Annotated in this window: 18 protein-coding genes; 14 read left to right on the top strand and 4 right to left on the bottom strand. The window is 58.2% G+C overall.

Annotation, left to right across the window (positions count from 1 at the left end; all coding sequences use genetic code 11):
* Positions 1-99: 99 nt before the first annotated feature.
* On the bottom strand, positions 100-1,635 hold the full coding sequence (locus C5750_RS16265; RefSeq protein WP_425350469.1) for an ABC transporter substrate-binding protein: 1,536 nt from the start codon (positions 1,633-1,635) through the stop codon (positions 100-102).
* Positions 1,636-1,857: 222 nt separating this feature from the next.
* Between C5750_RS16265 and pepT the strand changes: the two genes are divergently transcribed.
* The gene (pepT, locus tag C5750_RS16270; protein ID WP_105734949.1) at positions 1,858-3,096 is read left to right on the top strand and encodes a peptidase T; all 1,239 of its coding nucleotides are present in this window, start codon (positions 1,858-1,860) and stop codon (positions 3,094-3,096) included.
* A 65-nt stretch (positions 3,097-3,161) separates the two neighbouring features.
* On the opposite strand, the gene C5750_RS16275 is transcribed toward pepT, so the two are convergent.
* Positions 3,162-3,812 carry a DUF2239 family protein gene (locus tag C5750_RS16275; RefSeq protein ID WP_105734950.1) on the bottom strand — a complete coding sequence of 217 codons (651 nt, stop codon included), beginning with the start codon at positions 3,810-3,812 and terminating at the stop codon, positions 3,162-3,164.
* A gap of 139 nt (positions 3,813-3,951) precedes the next feature.
* On the opposite strand from C5750_RS16275, the gene C5750_RS16280 reads away from it, so the two are divergent.
* The 9 genes from C5750_RS16280 to C5750_RS16320 all read left to right on the top strand — a co-directional run bounded on the left by C5750_RS16280 (position 3,952) and on the right by C5750_RS16320 (position 10,321).
* Positions 3,952-4,287: a GIY-YIG nuclease family protein gene (locus tag C5750_RS16280; protein ID WP_105734951.1), complete on the top strand. Its 336-nt coding sequence runs from the start codon at positions 3,952-3,954 to the stop codon at positions 4,285-4,287.
* Positions 4,288-4,412: 125 nt separating this feature from the next.
* A complete protein-coding gene (locus tag C5750_RS16285) occupies positions 4,413-5,006 on the top strand; it encodes a class I SAM-dependent methyltransferase (RefSeq protein ID WP_105734952.1) in 594 nt (197 codons plus the stop codon).
* Positions 5,006-5,596: a DedA family protein gene (locus tag C5750_RS16290; RefSeq protein WP_158531272.1), complete on the top strand. Its 591-nt coding sequence runs from the start codon at positions 5,006-5,008 to the stop codon at positions 5,594-5,596. The genes C5750_RS16285 and C5750_RS16290 overlap by 1 nt, the downstream gene beginning before the upstream one ends.
* A gap of 63 nt (positions 5,597-5,659) precedes the next feature.
* Positions 5,660-6,334: a response regulator transcription factor gene (locus tag C5750_RS16295; RefSeq protein WP_105734954.1), complete on the top strand. Its 675-nt coding sequence runs from the start codon at positions 5,660-5,662 to the stop codon at positions 6,332-6,334.
* Positions 6,331-7,698, top strand: coding sequence for a sensor histidine kinase (locus C5750_RS16300; RefSeq protein ID WP_105734955.1), 1,368 nt, complete (start codon positions 6,331-6,333; stop codon positions 7,696-7,698). Before C5750_RS16295 ends, C5750_RS16300 begins: the two co-directional genes overlap by 4 nt.
* A 135-nt stretch (positions 7,699-7,833) precedes the next feature.
* Positions 7,834-8,133: a hypothetical protein gene (locus C5750_RS16305; RefSeq protein WP_130272383.1), complete on the top strand. Its 300-nt coding sequence runs from the start codon at positions 7,834-7,836 to the stop codon at positions 8,131-8,133.
* Positions 8,134-8,271: 138 nt separating this feature from the next.
* Positions 8,272-8,817 (top strand): sigma-70 family RNA polymerase sigma factor, encoded by a 546-nt coding sequence (locus C5750_RS16310; RefSeq protein WP_105734957.1) that lies wholly within the window; start codon positions 8,272-8,274, stop codon positions 8,815-8,817.
* Positions 8,801-9,574 carry an anti-sigma factor family protein gene (locus tag C5750_RS16315; protein WP_105734958.1) on the top strand — a complete coding sequence of 258 codons (774 nt, stop codon included), beginning with the start codon at positions 8,801-8,803 and terminating at the stop codon, positions 9,572-9,574. The genes C5750_RS16310 and C5750_RS16315 overlap by 17 nt, the downstream gene beginning before the upstream one ends.
* A gap of 27 nt (positions 9,575-9,601) precedes the next feature.
* On the top strand, positions 9,602-10,321 hold the full coding sequence (locus tag C5750_RS16320) for a Bax inhibitor-1/YccA family protein (RefSeq protein WP_105734959.1): 720 nt from the start codon (positions 9,602-9,604) through the stop codon (positions 10,319-10,321).
* A gap of 124 nt (positions 10,322-10,445) precedes the next feature.
* On the opposite strand, the gene C5750_RS16325 is transcribed toward C5750_RS16320, so the two are convergent.
* Positions 10,446-11,195 carry a sulfite exporter TauE/SafE family protein gene (locus C5750_RS16325; protein ID WP_105734960.1) on the bottom strand — a complete coding sequence of 250 codons (750 nt, stop codon included), beginning with the start codon at positions 11,193-11,195 and terminating at the stop codon, positions 10,446-10,448.
* 98 nt (positions 11,196-11,293) lie between these two features.
* Here C5750_RS16325 and C5750_RS16330 point away from each other — a divergent pair, with 98 nt between their 5' ends.
* The gene (locus C5750_RS16330) at positions 11,294-12,205 is read left to right on the top strand and encodes a LysR family transcriptional regulator (RefSeq protein ID WP_105734961.1); all 912 of its coding nucleotides are present in this window, start codon (positions 11,294-11,296) and stop codon (positions 12,203-12,205) included.
* 50 nt (positions 12,206-12,255) lie between these two features.
* Positions 12,256-13,407 carry an NAD(P)-binding domain-containing protein gene (locus C5750_RS16335; protein ID WP_105734962.1) on the top strand — a complete coding sequence of 384 codons (1,152 nt, stop codon included), beginning with the start codon at positions 12,256-12,258 and terminating at the stop codon, positions 13,405-13,407.
* Between the two features lie 6 nt (positions 13,408-13,413).
* Here the strand turns inward: C5750_RS16335 and C5750_RS16340 are convergent, their stop codons facing one another.
* The gene (locus tag C5750_RS16340) at positions 13,414-14,142 is read right to left on the bottom strand and encodes a TetR/AcrR family transcriptional regulator (RefSeq protein ID WP_158531271.1); all 729 of its coding nucleotides are present in this window, start codon (positions 14,140-14,142) and stop codon (positions 13,414-13,416) included.
* 166 nt (positions 14,143-14,308) lie between these two features.
* Here C5750_RS16340 and C5750_RS16345 point away from each other — a divergent pair, with 166 nt between their 5' ends.
* Both C5750_RS16345 and C5750_RS16350 read left to right on the top strand, forming a co-directional pair.
* Positions 14,309-15,502, top strand: a complete 1,194-nt coding sequence (locus tag C5750_RS16345; RefSeq protein WP_105734964.1) for an HlyD family secretion protein — start codon at positions 14,309-14,311, stop codon at positions 15,500-15,502.
* A gap of 23 nt (positions 15,503-15,525) precedes the next feature.
* Positions 15,526-17,103: a DHA2 family efflux MFS transporter permease subunit gene (locus C5750_RS16350; protein WP_105734965.1), complete on the top strand. Its 1,578-nt coding sequence runs from the start codon at positions 15,526-15,528 to the stop codon at positions 17,101-17,103.
* Positions 17,104-17,141: the final 38 nt, after the last annotated feature.

Here is a 17,141-nt window from a genome sequence, read left to right on the forward strand (position 1 = left end):
TGTCGCATAGACGCCGGCAAAACGCCGCTCGGATACTATCATGAATTGCGAAGGGGCCAGCGCGTTATTGCGGCCCCTTCGCCGAGGGGTTTTCAAGGTTTATTCGTCGATATCAACGTCTTCAAACAGATTGCCGCCGAACGGATCAACGCGGAAATCCTTCACCTTGGAACTAACCGGTTGCTGGACGATCTGATGGGCAATCGTCAGCCAGGGCGCCTGCTCCTTGAACACGACCTGAGCCTGTTCATACAGCTTTGTTCTCTCCGCCTGATCCGTGGTCAGCTTGGCTGCCTGAATCAGTTTTTCAAAGTCTTCGTTGCACCAGTTGGCGCGATTGCCGCTGCCGATGGCCTGGCAGCCCAGAAGCGCTGCAAGAAAATTGTCCGGATCGGCAATCCCGCCTGTCCATCCGAGAATGACCGCGCCGTCCCGGTCCTTTTCCAGTGACCGCTTCAGATATTCGGTCCAATCGTAGGAAATGATTTCAGCCTTGATGCCAACTTTTGCCATGTCCGACTGCATCATTTCAGCGGTACGGCGTGCATTGGGCATGTAAGGACGCTGAACGGGCATCGCCCATATCTTCATCGAAAGGTCTTTTACGCCGGCCTCTGCCAGTAGCTTCTGCGATTGCGCCGGATCATAGGCATCGTCCTTGACGGCTGCATTGTATGACCAGACACCCGGAGGGATGGCATTAACGGCAACCATACCGGTCGAGCCGTAGACCGCATCGATGATCGCCTGCTTGTTGACGGCCATATTGATGGCCTTGCGCACGCGAACGTCATTGAAGGGAGCCACCAGCGTGTTGTAGGCCATAAACGCAATGTTCAAGCCTTCCTTTTGCAGGAGGTTGATCGCCGGGTCGGTTTTCATCTCGGCAAGATCGGCCGGGTTCGGGTAAGCCATCACATGGCATTCGCCAGCCTTGAGTTTCTGGTAGCGGACGGAGGCATCCGGGGTAACGGCGATGATCAGATTATCGATCTTCTGTTTTCCGCCCCAGTAATCGGGATTGGCGGTGTAGCGGATGGCCGTATCCGGCTGATAGTCGACAAACTGGTAAGGACCGGTTCCGATGGGCTGCTGGCCAAATTCGTCCTGCTTGCCCTCTGCCAGAAGCTTGTCGGCATATTCCTTGGATTGAATGACTGCAAATGTAAGGGAGAGGGAGGCGATCATTGTCGCTTCCGGCCGGGTCAGGATGAATTTGACGGTGTGATCGTCAATTTTCTCGATTTTGCTGATGAGGCTCGGGAACGAATAGGAATTGTATTGGGGCCAGACCCCCTTGCCATTATACGGATTGGCCTTGTTTCCCTGGCGGTCGAAGGTAAAGATGACGTCATCGGCATTGAAATCGCGCGTCGGGGTAAAATAGCTCGTTGTCTGGAATTTCACGCCCTTGCGCAGATGGAATGTATATTCTTTGCCATCGGCGGAAATATCCCAGCTTTCGGCGAGGCCCGGCTCCAGTTCGGTCGATCCGCGTTTGATCTTGATGAGACCATTGGAAACGTTGCGCGCCGAGGCGTCGTAGGTTGCACCCGACGTGGTGCTCGCAGCGTCAAAACCGTCTGGCGCGGCTTCCGAGCAATAGATCAATGTCTTTGCGGACGCGACAGCCATTGTCGATCCGCTCAATCCGAGTGCAAGGATAGTCGCTGAAAGAATTTTCTCGGGAAGTTTCATATCGTCCTGTCTTTTCTGGGAATCAACGTGCCGCATTGATGGGATCAGAATTTATCGGCGAGGGTTCGGGCCAATGCAATACAAATATGTCACCTACGCGCTTGTCCTGAAAAGTGGAATCATCGAAACCGGCATCTTTGATCAGAGGCAGAGAACGCAATGGACATTGTTGAACGATTTCTGAACTACACGCGCATCAATACCACGACGGTCCCCGGGGTTGGCCATTTGCCTTCGAGCGCCGGTCAATCGGTGTTGGCACGCCTGCTGGCTGGCGAGTTGCGTGAACTGGGGCTGTATGTCGAAGAACGGGATCATTCGATCGTGGTCGGGACGCTGCGGAGCAATGTAGCCGGCAAGGACCGCGCGATTCCGACGGTGGCCTGGGTCGCCCATCTCGACACCAGCAGCGAGTACAACACGGATACCAAGGCTCAGGTCGTGCAGTATGAAGGGGGCGACATCGTCTTGAACGAACAGCTTCAGGTGGTCATGCGTTCGAGCGATTTCCCAGAGCTTTCGCGTTACGCCGGTGACAGGATCATCGTTACCGATGGGACCAGCTTGCTCGGCGCGGATAACAAGTCGGCGATCGCCGAGATCATGCATGCGATGCAGACGCTTCAGTTGAACCCCGGGATTGAACATGGCGACGTGAAGGTTGTGTTTGTCCCGGATGAGGAAATTGGCCTCCTGGGAGCCAAGGCACTCGACGTTAAGTCCCTCAATGCCGATTTTGCCTATACGCTGGATTGCTGTGAGATTGGCGAGATTGTGCACGAGAATTGGAACGCGGGTGAATTCCATATCACCTTCCACGGGCAGACCGCGCACCCGATGTCGGCCAAGGGCAAGCTGCGCAATGCGGTGCTCTTTGCCCAGCAATTCATCGCCATGCTGCCCGCCGGTGAAAGACCGGAATATACGGAAAACCGCGAAGGCTACTATTGGGTCAAATCCATCCAGGGCACGGTTGCCGAAACGCGGACCGTTCTCGACATTCGTGATTTTACCCAGGCCGGGTTTGACCATCGGCATCGCTTTGTCGATACCCTCGTCGAGAGTTTTAACCAACTCCATGGCGCCCAGACTGTGACGGCGGCATATCAGCCCATGTATCGCAATGTCGCTGACAGCTTGCAGGGGCCCAATCACTATCCGGTACAGCTGGCGCTGGAGGCGATGCAAGCGATTGGTGTGTCGCCAAAATCCATCCCGATGCGCGGCGGCTATGACGGCGCAGTGCTGTCGGAAAAGGGCCTGCCTTGCCCCAACCTGTTTTGCGGCGCCCATAATTTTCATTCGATCTACGAGTTTCTGCCTGTGCGTTCGCTTGAAAAGGCCTCCGAGATGGTGGTCGAAATCCTGCAGCGCGCAGCGCGCGCGCCGCAGGATTGACATCAGCCAGCAATCCATCGTTGATGGATTGCTGGCCCGCTATTCGCTGGCGCGCATCTTCCCCGCTAAGAGGCGAGTTGTGTTGCCTCGCCGTATGCCAGCTTTATCGCATACTGGCGCACGTCGGTTGGCCATTCGCTGATCCGTTCGACAAAGGCGCTCTGATTACCGGCAAACAAAGCCCGCATCGCCTCTTCGAAGCCGGGCATATTACCCGCCATCGCCAATGCAAAGTGGTAGGCCGCTTCCCGGGCGGCCCGTGTCCTGCGTTCACTGCCGCCCGTCTTTCTGGCTTCATCGATCAACCGCCTGAGAGCGACGGATGCACCGCCGCTTTGCGCAGCCAGCCACTCCCAATGCCGCGGCAGTAGGGTGACTTCACGGGCAACGACGCCCAGTTTCGGCCGTCCGCGCCCACGCGGTACAGGTGCAGCGGGCGGGCTGTCCTCAATATCCCGCGGCGCCTGGCCTGCATTTTGCGAACCGCTATCCTCCTTTGATAACTGCAACAACCGCGCAATGATGTCGGTCTTTGTCCCGCGCAGATCGAAATCCACGACGCGGCCGGTTGCATCGTCAAAGACGAGGGGCGGTGCAGAGGCGTCCTTTTCTTCGGAAGCATTCTTTACGGCCAAGGCCACTTCGACCAGGGGGCCAGAGATGAGAAGGCGCATGCCGTCGAAAGCGGTACAGGGTCGGGAAAGATGGTCGGTCATTACAAGCACTCGGTTGGTCTTCAATTTATATCCGGGTTATAAGATGAAAAGTCAATATCATCCGGGTAATAAATTGACGGAATGCCGATTGGCTGCTATGCGGTCCTTGGATTGAAAACGCGTGTGAACGGAATGACGGATGAAGACCGAGGATAAAAAGGCGGCGATAGTGGCCTATAAGGAACGAAAAGCGGTGATCGGCATTTATGCCGTCCGCTGCCTCGCGTCGGGCAAGATCTGGATTGGCCAGAGCACCAGCCTCGATACGATCCAGAACCGTCTGTGGTTTACCCTTCGCCTCGGCAATCATCCTTGCCGGGAACTGCAACTGGCTTGGAACAACGGGACATCGGACGATTTCATGTTCGAGGAGCTGGAGCGAATGGACGACGAGGATCTGGCCTATGTCCGTCAGGCCCGTCTCAAGGAGCGCGTTGCGCATTGGCGTTCTTCGCTTGGCGGCCTGGCTATTTAACCGGCGGCAGGGCTCGCCGGTATTGCCAGCCAAACGCTCAAAATCTTGCTGGTCATGCCAGATTGTCACAATGTTTGCGCGCGCACATGGGTGGAACCCTCAACGTTCCCCATGTGAGATTTTGAATGGCCCAAACAGATATTCTCCGCTTCTTCAGCGCCTGGCTGCGCGCACCTTTGCGTGTCGCGTCGGTGACACCGTCCAGCAACCATCTGTCGGCTTTGATGACAGAACATATATCGCCGTCTCATGGTCCTGTTCTTGAACTTGGCCCCGGGACAGGTGTGTTCACATCGGCCCTGCTGAAACGCGGGATTGCGCAGCGCGACATCACGCTGATTGAGTATGGCGCAGAGTTCGTACCCCTTCTCAAGTTAAGGTTCCCCGACACCAAACTCTACCAGATGGATGCGCGGCATATCGGGGAGCGCGGTCTCTTAGAAGACGCGGTTTTCGGCAATGTCATCAGCGGGTTGCCGCTTCTGTCGATGAAACCCGCCGTCGTGCTGGCGATCCTTGCAGGATGTTTTTCCCGGTTGCGCCGGGACGGCGGATTTTACCAGTTCACCTACGGCCCCAAATGCCCGGTATCACCGCTGCTTCTGCGCAAGCTCGATCTCAAGGCGGAGAAGACCGGCTGGACGTTTCGCAATTTTCCGCCGGCTTCGGTCTACCGCATCACCCGCCATCAGGTTCCCACACTCGGAAATGCGCGCTGATGGATTCTCCGCTTTACGCATCGCTGCTGGACATGGGATTGCTTGGCATTGTTGTCCTTGCCTTCGCGGAAAAGCTGATCCCGGTTCTTCCGTCTTATCTCATGCTGGTGTTTCTCGGTGCAACTTATGTGTCGGATGTCCCGGATCTGATTGTTCTCGTGCTCGCCACTGTGTGCGGGTCTACGCTGGGTGCCCTGTTCTGGTATGGTGTTGGCCGGTTGGCGGGAAAGGAACGCACGGATGCGCTTGTCGCCCGTTTCGGCCGCTATATTTTCCTGCCCGTTACCCGGTACCGCGCCATGGCCAATGCCTATGAGACAAACCAGTTCTGGGTTACGCTCGTCGCCCAGACCATTCCCACTATCCGGATATTCCTGGCAATGCCAGCCGGTGTCTTGCGATTGAAACTGCAAGGCTTTCTGCCGGCAACCATTCTCGGCATCTTTGTCTGGAACGCGCCTTTGGTCGGTCTCGGCTTCCTGTTGCGTCAGTCGGAACGTGATCCGCTGCAGATGGGAGTAGCTGTTGTTGGCGCTATTCTTCTGGGTGAACTGGCCGTTGGATTGATCTTTCGCCGCGTGCGTGGATGAGTGGCTCCTTCCGCATGCAAGGGCATGGCGATAAAGTCGGGTGAATCTGGGGCGGAGTGGTGGATGCGCATATTGTTGGTCGAGGACGAACCGCAGCTGGTCGCGGCGCTGAGAGCGGCGTTCGCGCGCCACAATCTGGTTATGGACCATGTTGGCAGTCTCTTTGATGCCGAGCTTATTCTCAATGACGGAGTCTACGACGCGCTGCTGCTCGATCGCCAACTTCCGGATGGTGATGGGTTGAGCCTCATTCCAAAGTTGCGCAGCAATGGCCTTACCTTGCCGATTATTGTGCTGACGGCGAAGGGACGGGTACCAGAGCGTATCAGCGGCCTTGAGACCGGTGCGGACGATTATATGGCCAAGCCATTCGATTTCGATGAGCTTCTGGCCCGGTTGCGGGCGGTTCTGCGCCGTCCGGGGCTGGCGCAGTCGCAAATCATCACCATCGGGCGATTGAGCTTCGACATGGCCTATCGCGATGTTCTGGTCGGCAATTGCCGGCTCGAGATGCCGCGGCGTGAAATGCTGGTGCTTGAAAGCCTGGTGCGCCGCGTCGGCCGCATGGTTCCGCGGCCCGCGCTGATGGAAGCTGTCTTCGGCTTTGACGATGAGATTCAGTCGAACGCCCTCGATTCCCATGTCTCAAGACTTCGCCGCAAACTGGCCGATGCGAAGGCGGGGGTTGTGATCAATGTCATTCGCGGCGTGGGTTATCTCCTGCGCGAAGAATCATGACGGAGCAGCCCCCGCAATCCCTCAGGCGGCGATTGTTCTGGCGGCTGCTGGCGGTTCAGTCCGTTGTGCTTATCCTCGTCATCGCGGTGCTTTTCGGTTCCGGGCAGTTGTTCGACTTCCGATCGACGGAAAATACCGTTGAAATTCTCGAAGCGGGCATTGGAAGAGACCCGCAGGGTGGTTTGATGCTGAAGGATACGGATGCAATAAGGGCGCTGCGAAAAGATGTACCGGACCTTTGGTACACCATTCGGGATGGACAGGGGCGTCAGCTGACGGAAGGCGATATCCCGGAGGAATATGCCGGCATAGGAAATGCCCTTGACCGGATCGGTCAGGCGCGTTTCGGATGGAACATTGGTGACCGGGAAAGGCCTACGGCCAGAATGCGCTGGGTCGAAACCGAAGCTGGCCGCGTGCAGATACTGACGGGATCGTCGGCGCTTGCACCATTCTTCCTGGTGTTTCTGGGAATTTCCCTGATCCTGCTGAAACTTGTCGTTCCGATACTCGGCATCATCGCGCTCGGCGCGTTCGTGGCAACGCCCCTTGTCGTGCGGCGATCGCTGCGGGGATTGGAACAGGCTGCCGCGCAAGCGGATTCAATCGACATTGAAAAACGCGGGGTTCGATTGACGTCGGCCGGCATGCCCTCGGAGGTCACGCCCTTCGTGCGCGCCGTCAATGGAGCGCTGGGCCGTCTGGACGAAGGCTATGACCGTCAGGAACGTTTTCTCGCCGATGCGGCCCACGAACTGCGCACGCCCATAGCGATCCTGAAGACAAGGGTCGCTTCGCTGCCGCAGGGCATGACCAAAGCGCTTTTGGCGGAGGATACGGCAAGGCTGGCGGTTCTGGCGGAACAAATGCTTGACCTGCAGCGATTGAAGCAGGACGCGCGCCATTTCATCGATGTTGATCTCATCCAGCTCGCGCAGCGTGTCGTTCTCGATATGGGTCCGTTGGCATTCACCGCTGGGTATGAAGTCCGTTTCGAAACAGCCGCCGCCAACGCGGTCGTGACGGGCGATCCCGTTGCCTTGGAAAGAGTGGTGACCAATCTCGTGCAGAATGCCGTCGATCATGGCGGCCGCGCAGGTACCATTTCGGTGATTGTCGGACGGAACTGGATTGAAGTTGCCGATGAAGGGCAGGGCGTCCCCGCGGAGCTGCGGGAGCGGGTTTTCGAGCCGTTTTTCAAGCGGCATCACGGCACGAAAGGCTCCGGGCTTGGCCTCAAGCTGGTCCAGGAGATCATTAACCTGCATGGCGGAACGATCGCCGTGGTGCCGAGATCGCTGGGCGCCTGCTTTCGCGTCGAATTTATCCCGTCCATGCCGGAGTCCGGCCAGCCAGCAAAATGACTGGCGCGAGACTGCGCTTTTCCCGCATCTCTCCACAATAGATTGCGTGCAGGAGCGCAACCGTAATTTCGTTGCAATGAAAGGCGATTATCAGAGCAATTCAAGCACAATACAATGCGGAGAACGGAATTACGCATGGACGGTACTACCGAGCCACTATTCATGGCACTTCTGCCGCTCATCGTCGGTGTGGCTGCTGTCCTCATTGGCATTGCAGCCATGGCAGGCAGTTGCCGGTTTAACGTGAGCACGGAGCGTTCGGCCCTCATCGCTCTTCTGGCATTGTTCGTTCTGTTTGCTGTTTTCTATTCATTGGTCGGCCCACAGATGTCTGTCATCGTCGTGCTTGGTGTCGTGGGGCTGGGTTTTGTGGCGGCGCTGGTCATCAAGCGCGTCTGCGGCGAATCCAAGAGGCACATGACCGAAGGGATATGACGTCTCGCCTGTGATGCGCCATTCCTGGCCGGACCGTATCCCGGCTTCGTTCGTACCGGCCCAAACAGGTCATCCCTGTGCTACAATAAATAATTCCGCGCAGCGGGAATAAAACCGCATGGGCTGCGTATACACCATATGAAACCGCCGAAACCACGTTTTGATGTTGTTGGACAGCTTGGCTCTCTTCGCCGTTACGCCCGATCGCTGACCCGGAACGATGCCGACGCCGAGGACCTTGTCCAGGATACGCTTCTGCGCGCCTATGAACGGCGCAGCGGGTTTCGCCATGGCAACACGCTTCGGGGCTGGCTGCTGTCGATCCTCCACAACCGGTTCATCGACGTCAAGCGGTCGAGCGCCGTGGAGACCCGGACGCTGGAAGCCGCCTATTCCCTTGCCGATACGGCCATTGACGCCCCACAGGAACATTCCGTCCGGCTTGGCCAGGTGAAGGACGCATTCTTCGCTCTTCCCGAAGAGCAGAGGTCGGCGCTTCATCTGGTTGCGATCGAAGGCCTCTCCTATGAAGAAGCGGCGAGCACATTGAACATCCCGGTCGGTACCCTGATGTCGCGGATCAGCCGGGCCCGTACGGCCCTTCGTTCCCACGAAAGCGACCGGCAATCGGGGAAGGCTGGTCATTTGAAAATTGTAGGAGGTCGCGATGACCGAAACGATTGATCCCGTCGTCGAAGCGGATCTCGACGCCTATATAGATGACCAGCTCGACGCTCTTCGCCGGATTGAGGTTGCGCGCCACCTGTCGCAGCATCCGGAACAGGCGGCCCGCGTCATGTCCGATCTGCAGTCGCGCGACGAGCTTCGTCTTGCGTTGGCGCAGGGGCATACGGCGGGTTCTCCCCAAACCTCCGAACTCGCGCACCGGCTTGAACGAGGTCTCGCACGCGACCGGCTGTTTGGCAGTTTGCAGCGCATCGCGGCGGTCGGAGTGCTGTTGGCCCTGGGCTGGATGGCCCATGCGGGCTTCGGCCCTTTGACGGTCTCCAAAGTTGTGGCTGCAACGCCGCCGCCAGCCTATGTTTCCGATGCCATCATGGCACACAAGACCTCATCGCTTCGTGCCGAAATGGTATCGCAGCCGGAAACCCGCAGCTACGACCCTGCGGAGATACGCGCATCCACCGGAATTGTCATTCCGGCAATGCCCGAGAAGTGGACGGTGCGTGACGTTCAACTGTTTCCGTCCAATTTTGGACCGAGTGTTGAAATGGAAGTCGGGTCCGACAGCCTTGGGCCGGTTTCACTCTTTGCTGTGCGTCCCGGCACCTTCGATGTTGTCAAACCGCGCGCTGTCCGCGTGAACGGCACGTCCGCTGCCTATTTTCAAATTGGCGATGTTGCCTATGCGCTCGTTTCGGATGCTGCGACGGCAGATCTGGAAAAGGCTGCGGCGGGCCTTGCCAAAACCCTTTACTGATCCAACGAACCGAAAGGAACCGAGTTTATGAATACACCTCTCCGCTATGGGATGGACACGGCACGCGGCCAGTCATCCGCGGTCTTTGACGAAGGCCTGCGCCAGCATATGCTGCGCATCTACAACTACATGGGCCTTGGTCTGGTTGTGACCGGTCTTGTAGCCTTTGTCGTCGCGTCTACCCCGGCTCTCTACGTGCCGATCTTTTCGACGCCATTGAAATGGGTCGTGATGCTGGCTCCGCTGGCCTTCGTCATGTTTTTCTCGTTCAAGATGCAGTCCATGTCCGCATCCTCGGCACAGGCCATGTTCTGGGCCTTCTGCGCGGTCATGGGCCTGTCCCTGGCATCCGTATTCCTTGTTTTCACCGGAACCAGCATCGCCCGCACATTCTTCATCGCGGCAACGATGTTTGGCGCAACCAGCCTGTACGGATACACGACGAAGCGTGATCTTTCGCAGTTCAGCTCCTTCCTGATGATGGGCCTGATCGGCGTGGTCATCGCGAGCCTGGTCAACCTTTTCCTCGGCTCGTCGATGCTGCAGTTCATCGTATCGGTGGCCGGCGTTCTCGTGTTCATCGGGCTGACCGCCTGGGATACCCAGTCGATCAAGGAACAGTATGCCGAGAGCTATGATTCGGAATCGCAGCAGAAGCTGGCGGTCTTCGGCGCTTTCTCGCTTTACCTGAATTTCGTCAACATCTTCCAGCTGCTGCTCAGCCTGACGGGTCAGCGCCAGGAATAGCCGAACCGGAACGAACCGCCGGCAATGCATTCGAACCCGTGCTGAAGAACGCAGCACGGGTTTTTAATGTCAGCCTTCCCTGGCAGCGATCAGATGGGGCTCAGAAGATCGGCATCGGTGGATGTCAGAACAACGGCTTCACAACCAGCTCCAGTCCCAGCAGCAGCAGACAGACCAGGAACCAGCGGCGGAAGGTTGCAGGGCTGATGGCGTTGCGCACCTTCTGACCGCACCACATGCCGAGCAGCGCGGGTGCCAATGCAAGGGCTGACGTGCTCATGCTGTCGAACTGCAACGCGCCTCCTGACGACAGTCCGATTGCGAGTGCGACGGTCGATACGGTGAAGGACAGGCCAAGCGCCTGGATCAAATCGTCCTTGGTTAGACCCAGCGCCTGCAGGTAGGGAACGGCCGGTATGACGAAAACGCCCGTAGCGCCGGTTATAACGCCCGTGACGATGCCAATAAGGGGTGACAGAAAGGGCTCCAGGCTGCGCGGAACCGACAGCTGGCGCGCTGCGAGACTGAAACCTGCATAAAGCATCAAGGCAGCGCCGAGACCCATCGTGGTCCATCCGGCCGTGTCATTGGCCATAAGCCAGGCGCCTGCAATGGTTCCCAGGAGGATGGTCAGCATCATGGCCCATAGCCGCAATGCAAGAGCCGTAAAGCTTGGCCCGGACAGCAATTGCAGGAGATTGGTGACGAAAGAGGGCACGAGCAGCAACGCCGCCGCACCCGCCGGAGGCATGATGGTCCCGAGAATACCCATGGCGACGGTCGGCAGCCCCATTCCGGTTACACCCTTGACCATACCGGCAAGGAAGAACGTCAGGGCAATCATGAGAAGGGAAGCAGCGGATAGGTCAAGCATGCTCCAGCATTGCGCGGGATGGTATTGTTCACAATGCGGAAGAACCGAACTCTGCCTAAGGCTATGCCGAAGGCAGATTGAGTGCTACACCCCCATGCATGCGCTTCGACCTGACTGATCTGCGTCTCTTTCTTCTGGTTGTGGAAGCCGGCAGCATCACCCATGGTGCCACGCAGGCCAACATGACGTTGCCATCGGCCAGTGCCCGCCTGCGCGGTATGGAGGATGTCATTGGTCTCCCGCTGCTCGAACGCGGCCGGCGCGGCGTCGCAACCACACCGGCTGGCGATGCGGTTGCACATCATGCCCGTATTGTCCTGCGGCAGATCGAGCAGATGCGCGGGGAGCTGGGCGAATTCTCAAAGGGTCTGAAAAGTCATATTCGCCTGATGGCGAATACTGCGGCCATGACGGAATTCCTGCCGGAAAGGCTTGCGGCCTTTCTCGCCGTCCGTCCGAATGTCGATATCGATTTGAAGGAGCGCCTCAGCACCGAGATCGTCAAAGCGGTGGCAGGCGGTTCCGCCGATATCGGTGTGATCACGGATGCCGTGGATCACGGCAATCTGGAATTGCGGCCCTTCGCCATTGACCGCCTGGTCCTTGTTGTTGCCCGCTCAAGCCAATGGGCCGGCCACCGCCATATTGCATTCGCCGATGTCGCCGGGCAGGAATTTGTCGGATTGAGCGCCGGCAGTCCGCTGCAGGATTATCTCGGTGATCACGCGGCACGCGCGGGCCATGCTCTTGCGTTCCGTATCCGCCTGCGGACCTTTGAAGGCATTTGCCGTATGGTTGCCCAGAATGTCGGGTTGGGGATTGTCCCGGAGACTGCAGCGAAGAGATACCGCCGGTCGATGCCCATTCATTCGGTTCGTCTGACCGATAGCTGGGCCACGCGGCATCTGGCCATCTGTGCACGCAGGTTTGAGGATTTGCATCCTCATGCGCGCGAGCTGGTTGAGCAATTGGCGATGCTCGCGCCGGCGCACGGTTCCGGTCGGGTGTAAAAGCCAATCGCCGGACCTTGAATTTGCGCGGATCAAATTTATGATCGGCTATGCCTTCAGATCAAGCGGCCCCTCCCATATCTGTAAACGACGCGGATGCTCCCTCGGGTCAGCACGATGCGCGCGCGCTGTTGAAGGCCGATATCGTCGTGATCGGTGCCGGGCAGGCAGGTCTTTCCTCCGCCTACCACCTGCAACAGCTCGGCCTGACATCCTGGAAGAACTATCTGGTTCTAGACAAGTCGCCAGGCGCTGGTGGTGCCTGGCAGTACCGCTGGCCATCCCTGACTTTAACGACGGTCAATCGTGTGCACGACCTGCCTGGCCTGCGGTTTACCGAGGCGGTTGATGCCGGTGACGAAGTCAAGGCATCGGTAGCGGTGCCGCAATACTACGCCGCCTATGAACGCAAGTTCCAATTGCCGGTCTATCGGCCGCAGACGGTCAAGGTTGTGTGCGAGCGCAACGGGCGCTTTCGTATCGAGACCGAAGAGGGTGGTTTTTCCGCGCGCGGCATCATCAATGCGACGGGAACCTGGGAAACGCCCTATATTCCGGCCTATCCGGGGGCGGAAAGTTTTGAGGGGCGGCAGCTTCATACCCATGACTACAAGACAGCCGATGCGTTTACCGGAAAGCATGTCGTTGTTGTGGGTGGCGGTATTTCCGCACTGCAGTTGCTGGACGAAATTTCCCAGGTCACGTCGACAACCTGGGTGACGCGCCAGGAACCGCAGTTTCGCGATACACCGTTTACACCGGAAGACGGGCGGGCGGCGGTGGCGATTGTGGAAGACCGGGTGCGGCGCGGGCTGGTGCCGGGGTCGGTGGTCTCAGTCACCGGGATTCCATGGACGCCGGCACTGCGCGCAGCGCAGGCGCGTGGGGTGCTCAAACGGCTGCCCATGTTTGCCGGGATTACCCGTAATGGCATACGCTGGTCCGATGGCCGGGAACAGCGCGCCGACGTCATCTTGTGGTGCACGGGGTTCCGCAGTTCGCTTGATCATCTTGCCCCGCTCCAGATCCGCGAGGAGAATGGCGGCATTGTCATGTCGGGCAGGCTGGCGACACAGGTTGCCAAGGACCCGCGCATTCATCTGGTCGGTTACGGTCCTTCGGCGTCCACCATCGGTGCAAATCGCGCTGGCGGGGCCGCGGCGCGCGAACTCACGGATTATCTCGGATTGCAGAAAGAGTAAGCTAAACTACCTGGAATTGGCTGACCTGATGCTGCATCCCTCAAGGAACAACGCCGCTGCCATGGCCACGCGTTCTTCGATCTCCCGGTCCTCGGGAACGCTGGCCAGCCCCAGTGTCGCGATGCGGAAGGGTTCTGCGGTCACCATGCCGAGCAGCATCGTTGCCGCAATCTTTGAATCATCGAGCTTGATCAGCCCGCGCTTTTCCTGCTGTTCCAAAAACCGGGCAACCATGGCCGAGCTTCGCGACGGGCCTTCCCGGTAGAAGGCTCTGGCCACTTCCGGAAAGTTCAGGGCTTCGGCCGTCACCAGACGATAGAATGCGACGGTCTGGTCGGACAGGACGAGGTGCGCAAATTCGCTCAGGATATGTTCGAGCGCGTGTTTCAATCCCAAATGGTCCAGCGATTCCGGATGAATCGTCTGCAGGAAAGCGTCGACCCTGCTGGCAATCTGCTCGCCGCGTTCTGCCACGATGGCCGCGAGCAGTTCGGATTTCGTTGTCCAGAAACGGTAAATGGTCCGTTTCGCAACGCCCGCCTCCCGGGCAACCGTCTCCATCCGGGTCGCGGTGTAGCCGTTTTCCAGCAGCACCTGGGTGGCGGTCTGCAGGATCAGGTGTTTCGTCTCCGCGTCAGACCGGTTTTGCGGCCGTCCGCGCGGACGTTTGATCTCTGGTGTGTTTTCGTCCTGATTGTCCCGCTCGATCTCGATTGTATCCGTTGGTTTTGTCACCAGTCTTCTGCTTTCGGTCTTCAAAAATAGTTGCTTGAGCATTTTCTGTCTTGCAAACCGAATTGTCCAGACATAATTAGGGAACTGCTGGGTTCCTTATTTATCCCCGACCCGAGTTCTCCCAATGAACCGTGCCGATCTAGTTCCTCAACTAAGGGCATTCGCCATGACCAAAAACACGCAACCCCTCGATCTCAAGGTTGAAAAGACACTCAGTGCCGACGAAGCCATGCCGGCACCGCACGAAGGCAAGACAGAGCAGCCGCATAAGCCGCAGCCGCGCAATGTTCGAAAATTGCTGCTGATTGGCGCGGCCGTGATCGTTGTGGGGCTGGGAGCAAAGGTCGGCTGGCACTATTGGACCGTCGGACGGTTCCAGGAATCAACCGATGATGCCTATGTGAAGGCCGATTCCACGATCGTTGCCCCGAAGGTGTCAGGCTATGTGCGCGAAGTGCTTGTGGCTGACAATCAACCCGTCCGTGCCAACCAGCCCCTCGCCAAAATCGATGATCGGGATTACCTCGTTGCGCTTGAGCAGGCGAAGGCTGACGTTGCGGCGGCACAGGCCGACATTGAGAACATCGTGGCGAGCCTTGACCAGCAGCAGGCAGCGATCGCCCAGGCGCAGTCGACCGTATCGGTCGATCAGGCCAGCCTGAAATTTGCCCAGCAGGACAATGACCGTTACGGCGCCCTCGCAACACAAGGGGCAGGAAGCGTGCAGAACGCCCAGCAGGCCGTTTCCAAGCTGGATATCGCCAAGGCGACACTCCAGCGTGATGAAGGCGCGGTTGTTTCGGCGCAGAAACAGATGGGCGTGCTGCAAGCACAATTGGCCAAGATGAACGCCGCCCTTGCGCGCGACAAGGCCGTTCAGGATCAGGCCGAACTCAATCTGGGTTACACGACGATCGTCTCGCCCGTGGATGGCGTGGTCGGTAACCGCACCCTGCGCGTCGGCCAGTATGTCCAGTCCGGAACCCAGCTGATGGCGGTCGTTCCGGTCGACAATGTCTACGTCGTCGCCAACTTCAAGGAAACCCAGCTCACGGATGTGAAAAAAGGCCAGCCCGTCGATATCGCGGTCGACACCTTCCCAGGTGTAGCCCTGAAAGGGCGTGTCGACAGCATTGCGCCGGCCAGCGGCCAGGAATTTGCCTTGCTGCCGCCCGACAATGCAACGGGCAATTTCACCAAGATCGTGCAGCGTATCCCGGTGAAGGTGGTTCTCGACAATGACAGCAAGCTCGCGGGCCTGTTGCGTCCCGGCATGTCGGTGACCCCGACCATCAATCTCAAGGATTCGGACAGCGCGGCCAGTTGCGGCGAAACCGCCTGCTTCAAGGCCGCCAACTAACAAATCCAGACAGGACGACGAAAATGTCCGCTGCTGCTACACCTGTTGCCGATCAGGAACGCCCCGCAAGCCTCAAGACGTGGATTACCGTCTTTGCCGGCCTGATCGGCGCTTTCATGGCCGTGCTGAATATCCAGATCACCAATGCCTCGCTCCTCAATATCGAGGGCGGTATCGGCACTGGCGTCGACAATGGCGCGTGGATTTCGACGGCCTATCTCATCGGCGAAATCATCGTCATCCCTTTGACCGACTATCTCAGCCGGGTGTTCTCCTTCCGGCGTTTCCTGCTGGTCAATGCGCTGCTGTTCCTGGCGTTCTCGGTGGCCTGCGCCTTTGCGCGCAATCTCGAAGAGATGATCATTCTGCGGGCCATTCAGGGTTTTACCGGCGGCGTGCTCATTCCGATGGCGTTCACGCTGATCCTGACCAAGCTGCCGCGGTCACAGCATTCCGTCGGTATGGCTCTTTTTGCAATCACCGCGACGTTTGCACCGGCGATCGGTCCGACCATCGGCGGGTACCTCACCGAGAATTACGGCTGGCAGTACATATTCTTTATCAATCTCGTTCCCGGTGCCTTCATGGTCACCGCGCTCTATCTCAATCTTGAGCGCCAGCCGATGAATCTTGGCCTCTTGAAGGAAGGCGACTGGTTCGGCATTCTGGCCATGGCCATCGGCCTCGGTGCGCTTCAGACCGTGCTTGAGGAAGGCAACAAGAACGATTGGCTGGGTTCGCCCTTCATCGTCCGTCTGACGATCATTGCCGTGGTGTTTCTGGCGCTGTTTGTCTGGATCGAACTGACGGTGAAAAACCCGGCCGTCAATCTGCGCCTGTTGAAACGGCGCAATTTCGGCCTCGGCACCGTTGCCAACATGCTTGTCGGTTTCGGCCTCTACGGGTCGGTGTATCTGCTGCCGCAATATCTTGGCCAGGTCCAGGGCTACAATTCTGAACAGATTGGCTCGGTCATGGCCTGGACAGGCTTGCCGCAGCTTTTGATCATTCCGTTCGTTCCGATGCTGATGGGCCGGTTTGATACGCGCATCATCGTCTTTCTCGGCCTGTGCGTGTTCGGTGGCAGCTGCTTCATGAATATTCACATGTCGGCCAATTATTCCGGCGATCAGCTCTGGCTGCCCAACATCGTCCGCGCTATCGGGCAGGCGGTGGTGATGGCACCGCTGACGGCCATTGCCATGGTCGGCGTTGCCCGCCACGAATCCGCTGCGGCGTCCGGTGTCTTCAACATGCTGCGAAATCTCGGCGGTGCATTCGGCACGGCGATGCTGGCTACGATTGTCACCAAACGGGAACAGTTTCATTCCAATACCATCGGTAACTCGGTCAATCTGTTCAGTGAAACGGTTCGCGGCAGACTTGATCAGATGACGGCCTATTTCATGGCACATGGCGTGACAGACCCGGTTGCCGCGCGTGAACAGGCAATCGTTGCGCTCGGCCAGACGGTCAAGCGGCAATCGCTGATCATGGGCTACAGCGACACGTTCGTTGTGCTGGGCGCAATGCTGATCATTGCCGCTTTCTTTGTGCTTCTGACCAAGAAAGGCCAGGCGAGCGGCGCTCCGGCCCATTGAATGTGTCATGGGCTGACAGCAGCGTTCTGCCGGTGCAA

The sequence above is a fragment of the Phyllobacterium myrsinacearum genome, from assembly GCF_002980555.1.
Lineage (GTDB): Bacteria > Pseudomonadota > Alphaproteobacteria > Rhizobiales > Rhizobiaceae > Phyllobacterium > Phyllobacterium myrsinacearum.